5 protein-coding genes are annotated in these 5787 nt (G+C 72.8%); 4 read left to right on the top strand and 1 reads right to left on the bottom strand.

From position 1 onward, the window contains the following. Positions 1-265 precede the first annotated feature (265 nt). From ACIP4O_RS18680 to ACIP4O_RS18670, 3 genes are all read left to right on the top strand, one after another. The gene (locus tag ACIP4O_RS18680; protein ID WP_401576231.1) at positions 266-1255 is read left to right on the top strand and encodes a FecCD family ABC transporter permease; all 990 of its coding nucleotides are present in this window, start codon (positions 266-268) and stop codon (positions 1253-1255) included. Between the two features lie 105 nt (positions 1256-1360). Then, on the top strand, positions 1361-2401 hold the full coding sequence (locus ACIP4O_RS18675) for a FecCD family ABC transporter permease (protein WP_401576229.1): 1041 nt from the start codon (positions 1361-1363) through the stop codon (positions 2399-2401). 4 nt (positions 2402-2405) lie between these two features. Next, positions 2406-3353, top strand: coding sequence for an ABC transporter ATP-binding protein (locus ACIP4O_RS18670; RefSeq protein WP_401575672.1), 948 nt, complete (start codon positions 2406-2408; stop codon positions 3351-3353). Here ACIP4O_RS18670 and ACIP4O_RS18665 read toward each other — a convergent pair. Further along, on the bottom strand, positions 3332-4285 hold the full coding sequence (locus ACIP4O_RS18665; RefSeq protein WP_401576227.1) for a methionyl-tRNA formyltransferase: 954 nt from the start codon (positions 4283-4285) through the stop codon (positions 3332-3334). The genes ACIP4O_RS18670 and ACIP4O_RS18665 overlap by 22 nt on opposite strands. An 81-nt stretch (positions 4286-4366) precedes the next feature. Here ACIP4O_RS18665 and ACIP4O_RS18660 point away from each other — a divergent pair, with 81 nt between their 5' ends. Then, a complete protein-coding gene (locus ACIP4O_RS18660; RefSeq protein ID WP_401575670.1) occupies positions 4367-5686 on the top strand; it encodes a lysine N(6)-hydroxylase/L-ornithine N(5)-oxygenase family protein in 1320 nt (439 codons plus the stop codon). Positions 5687-5787: the final 101 nt, after the last annotated feature.

Raw genomic sequence — 5787 nt, 5'->3', positions numbered from 1 at the left:
AGCTGTGCCCGCCTCCCGATCGGTACGGAGCGGCCCCAGTGGGACCGCGATCACCCGCATAGTAAGGTAAGGGTTGCCTAACCCGATAGGGCATCAGGGGGGCGGTACACGTCCGGCGGCTGAGGTTACGCTTGCCTAACCTGCCCCGGACGAGACCAACTACGGCCGGACGAGGGCGACTACGGCCGGACAAGGGGAACTACGGCATGGAGACCGGCACGTGACCTCAGGCGGAACCTCCGGAAGACCGCGCACCACGGCTCTCGTGGCACTCCTCGTCGCCCTGCTCGTGGTCCTGTCCCTGCTCTCCGTGGCGCTCGGGGCGCTGAGCGTCCCGCTCGACGACGTCGTACGCACCCTCTTCGGGCAGCCGCCGGACCGGCTCACGGACAACGTGATCTGGTCCGTGCGCGTGCCCCGCACCCTGCTCGGCCTCACGACGGGCGCGGCCCTCGGCATGGCGGGCGCGCTCATGCAGGCCCTGACCCGCAATCCGCTCGCCGACCCCGGGATTCTCGGGGTGAGCGCGGGCGCCTCCTTCGCCATCGTCGTCTCGGTCGCCGTCTTCGGGGTCGCCTCGCTCTACGGCTACGTGTGGTTCGCCTTCGGCGGCGCCCTCGTCGCCAGTGTCGTGGTCTTCCTCCTCGGGCGCCTGGGACGATCGGGGGCGACGCCGGTCAAGCTGGCCCTTGCCGGGGTCGCCGTCACCTCGCTGCTCTCCTCGCTCACGAGCGCCGTCGTGCTCACCGACGAGGACGCCCTGGACCGCTACCGCTTCTGGTCGGCGGGCACGCTCGCCGACCGCGACGCGGGCGACCTCACCCGCGTCCTGCCCTTCCTCGCGGTCGGCGCGCTGCTCGCCCTCGCCTGCGCGCCCGCGCTCAACAGCCTCGCGCTCGGCGACGAGGTGGCCGCCTCGCTCGGCAGGCGGCTCGGTCTCGTACGGCTCCAGGGGGTGACCGCGATCGTGCTGCTCACCGGTGCCTCGGTCGCCGTCATCGGCCCGGTGGTCTTCCTCGGCCTCGTCGTCCCGCACCTCGCGCGGGTCCTCGCGCAGTGGGCGGGGATCGGGCCCGACCACCGGTGGCTGCTCCCGCTGTCGGCCGCGCTCGCCCCCGTACTGCTCCTGTCCGCCGACATCGTGGGGCGGATGGTGGACCGGCCCTCGGAGATACAGGCCGGGGTCCTCGTCGCCTTCATCGGCGGGCCGTTCTTCATCGCCCTGGTCCGCCGCCGGAAGCTCGCGGAGGTATAGCCCGTGTCCGCCCCGCCCCCGTCCGCCCCGCCCTCGTCCCCCGCGCCCGGAACAGCCGCGCCCGGGACAACCGCGCCCGGAACAGCCGCCGCGAAGCGCCCCGTCCTGCGCGACCGCCCCTTCCGGCTGCGTACCCCTCCCGTCTCCGGCGTCCTGCGCCCGCGCCTGCTGCTCACGGGGATCGCGCTCGCCCTCGGCACGTTCGCGCTCTTCTGCTGGGGGCTCACGCTCGGCGACTACCCCGTGAGCCTCACCGGGGTCGTCAAGGCCCTGTTCGGCGCGGGCGACGAGGGAACCCTCAGCATCGTGCGGGAGTTGCGCCTGCCGCGCGCGCTCACCGGGCTCCTCGTGGGGCTCGCCTTCGGCGTCTCGGGCGCCCTTTTCCAGACGATGACCCGCAATCCCCTCGCGAGCCCCGACATGATCGGCCTCACCGAGGGCGCGGGCACCGCCGTCGTCGCCGCCGTCGTCCTCGGCTGGAGCGGCGGCCTCGGGCTCTCGACGCTCGGCCTGCTCGGCGCGCTCGCGACCGCGCTCCTCGTCTACGCGCTGGCGTGGAAGGGCGGGGCGACCGGCTACCGCATCATCCTCGTCGGCATCGGCGTCTCCTGGATCTGCACGAGCGCGACGGACTTCCTCGTCGCGCGCGGCAACCGATTCGAGGCACAGGCCGCGCTCGGCTGGCTCGTCGGCAACCTCAACGGCCGTACGTGGGGGCAGGTCGACACGCTCGCGATCGCCCTCGTCGTACTGCTGCCGCTCTCCCTCGGCCTCGGCCGCTGGATGCGCACGCTCCAGCTCGGCGACGACGTCGCGGCCGGGCTCGGCACCCCCGTGCAGCCGGTGCGGCTCGCGCTGCTGCTCACCGGCGTCGGTCTCGTCGCCTTCGGTACGGCGGCGGCCGGCCCGGTCGCCTTCGTCGCGCTCGCCTGCCCGCAGATCGCCCTGCGGCTCGCCGGTACCGCGGCGCCGCCCCCGCTCGTCTCCGGTCTCACCGGCGCGTTCGTCGTCCTCGGCGCCGATCTCCTCGCGCGCGAGGCGATCCCGGGGACCGAGCTGCCGGTCGGGGTCGTCACCGGCGCCCTCGGCGCCCCCGTCCTGCTGTGGCTGCTCATCCGCGTCAACCGCGCGGGCTCTGGAGGCTGAACCCATGTCGCTCACCGAGCCGAACGGACCCGAGCTGCGCGCCCGGGGCCTGCACCTCGCCTACGACGGCCGCCCGGTCGTCGCCGATCTCGACCTCACCGTCCCCACGGGCCGGGTGACGGCCATCGTGGGCGCCAACGCCTGCGGCAAGTCCACGCTGCTGCGCGCCCTCGCCCGGCTCCTCGCCCCCCGCGAGGGCGTCGTCGAACTCGACGGCGCGGCACTGCACTCGGTGCCCACGCGGGAACTCGCCCGCAAGCTCGGCATCCTGCCGCAGTCCCCCGTGGCGCCCGAGGGCCTCACCGTCGGGGACCTCGTGGGCCGGGGCCGGGCCCCGCACCAGACCTGGTGGCGGCAGTGGTCGAAGGCGGACGAGGAGGCGGTCGACGCGGCGCTCGCCGCCACCGGGCTCACGGAGCTGGCCGACCGCGCCGTGGACGAACTGTCGGGGGGCCAACGGCAGCGCGCGTGGATCGCGATGGCCGTCGCGCAGGGCACCCCCGTCCTGCTCCTGGACGAGCCCACGACGTACCTCGACCTCGCCCACCAGGTCGACGTCCTCGACCTCGTCACGGACCTCAACCGGCGCGAGGGCCGCACGATCGTGATGGTCCTGCACGACCTCGACCAGGCGTGCCGGTACGCCGATCACGTCATCGCGATGAAGGCCGGCCGGATCGTCGCGCAGGGCGCGCCCGCCGAGGTCGTCACGGAGGCGATCGTGGAGGACGTCTTCGGGCTGCGCTGCCGCATCACGAAGGACCCGGTCAGCCACACCCCGCTGGTCATCCCGCTGAGCCGGCACCACGGGGACGGCGGGCGCGGGGACGCGGGTACGGGGCGGGGCGCCGACGACGCGGCCCCGCCCCGTACCGGGATTCCCGCCCCGGAGGCTGCCCCGGTCCCGGTCGGTGCCGGGACCACCGCCCCTCAGGGCCGCGACGTCAAGTAGCCGCCCATCGTGCGGAAGTAGTCCCGCGCGGCGTACTCCGTGCCGTCCTCCGTCCGCACCCGCCGCACGAGCAGCCCGGGGTGCCGCCCCGTGTGCGCCTCGGGCCCCGCGACGACTACCACGCCGTCGCCCTCACGGATGAAGATCCGGCCCGGGGTGCCCCCGTAACGGCCCTCCGAGACGCCCGCCGAGACGATGCGCAGGCGCTTGCCCCGGTGGAAGGCGTAGGCGTTCGGGTACGGGTCGGACTGCGCCCGTACCAGCCGTTCCAGGCGCTCGGCGGGCCAGTGGAAGTCGATGCGGCTGTCCTCGTCCGCGCGCTTGTGGAAGAAGCTCGCGCGGGCGCGGTCCTGCGGCACCCACTGGCCCGCGTCACGGCCGGAGGCGATGAGGTCGAGCGATTCGCGGACGAGGGGCTCGATGAGGTCGACCGTGCGGTGGAAGAGGTCCGTCGCCGTGTCGGTGGGCCCGACCGGTACCGAGCGCTGCACGAGGACGTCGCCCGCGTCGAGTTCGGCGTTCATGCGGTGCGCCGTGACACCGACGCGCTCCTCGCCGTTGACGAGCGCCCAGATGATCGGCGAGAAGCCCGCGTAGGCCGGGAGCAGCGAGTCGTGGATGTTGAGCGTGCCGTGCGGGGGCAGGTCGAACAGTTCGGGCGGCAGCCACGTGCGCCAGTTGTTGGCGACGATGATGTCCGGGTGCGCCTCCCGTACCGCGTCGAGGAGTTCGTCGTCGTCGGGCCGGTTGCGCAGCAGGACCGGCACCCCGTTCTTCTCGGCGAGTTCGGCGACGTTGTCGTCCCATATCTTCTCGTAGGCGTGCTCACTCTTCGGGTGCGTGACGACGAGCGCCACCTCGTGCCCGGAGTCGAGCAGCGCCCGCAGCGTGCGATGACCCCAGGTCTGGTAGCCGAGCATGACGACCCGCATGATGTGCATCCCTCCACGACCGCATTGCTAGGTAAGCCTTACCTTATCTAACATGTCGTTGCCTGAGGAGGCGATGCCAAGGTGAATGCACCTGTTACGGGTTCCGAGCCCGTCCACGACCTTGTCGGGATCGGTTTCGGCCCGTCGAATCTCGCTCTGTCCATAGCCGTTGAGGAACACAACGCGCACCTCGCGGCGGACCGCCGCCTCGACGCGCTGTTCCTGGAGCGCCAGCCCCGCTTCGGCTGGCACCGGGGGATGTTGATCGACGACGCGACGATGCAGGTGTCCTTCCTCAAGGACCTCGTCACGCTGCGCAATCCGACCAGCGACTACAGCTTCCTGTGCTTCCTGCGCGAGCGAGGGCGCCTGATCGACTTCCTGAACCAGAAGACGCTCTTCCCGCTGCGGGCGGAGTTCCACGAGTACTTCGAGTGGGCGGCGGCGCGGGTCGCGCACCAGGTCGCGTACGGGAGCGAGGTCGTGGCCGTGGACCCGGTGCGCGCCGAGGACGGCGAGGTGACGTGCTTCGACGTCACGAGCCGGGACGCCGGGGGTGCCCGCACGAGGCACCGGGCGCGCAACATCAGCGTCGCGCTGGGCCTGGAGGCGCACGTGCCGCCGGGGCTGAGCCTGGGCGAACGCGTCTGGCACAACAGCGCGTTGATCCCGCGCGCGGAGGAACTGGCGCGCTCCGGCACCCCGGTGCGGCGCGCGGTCGTGCTCGGCGCCGGGCAGAGCGCCGCCGAGTCGGTGGACTACCTGCACCGGACGTTCCCGGACGCCGAGGTCTGCTCGGTGTTCGCCAAGTACGGCTACACGCCCGCCGACGACAGCCCCTTCGCGAACCGCGTCTTCGATCCCGACGCGGTGGACGTCTACTTCTCGGCGCCCTCGCAGGTGAAGCAGTCCCTGCTCGACTACCACCGCTCGACCAACTACTCGGTCGTCGACATGGACCTCATCGAGTCGCTCTACGCGACCGCGTACCGCGAGAAGGTCGCGGGGCGCGAGCGGCTGCGCTTCCTCAACGTCTCGCGGATCAGGGAGGTCTCCCCGGGCGCTCCGCTGGACGTCACGGTGGAGTTCCTGCCCACGGGCGAGCGCGAGGTGCTGGCGGCCGACATCCTCGTCCTCGCCACCGGCTACCGCCCGCGCGACCTCGGCACGCTCCTCGGCGACGCGGCGAAGCTGTGCCTGCGCGACGACGGCGACGCGCTGCGCGTGGACCGCGACCACCGCGTGGAGACCGCACCCGAGGTCACGGCCGGCATCTACCTCCAGGGCGGCACGGAGCACACCCACGGCCTCACGAGCACGCTCCTTTCCACCGTGGCGGTCCGGGCGGAGGAGATCCACCGCTCGCTCCTCGACGGGCGGAAGGTGACGGCGACGGTCTGAGGTACGGGGCGGGCTGCCGCGCCGGAGCCGGCGTGGCAGCCCGCAGGGTTCCGTGGACGCGATGCCGTGCGGCACCCATGAGAACCTGAGCGGCCCCGAGA

Source organism: Streptomyces sp. NPDC088923, assembly GCF_044749745.1.
Classification (GTDB): Bacteria; Actinomycetota; Actinomycetes; order Streptomycetales; family Streptomycetaceae; genus Streptomyces.
This window is presented reverse-complemented; position numbering and strand designations above follow the sequence as displayed.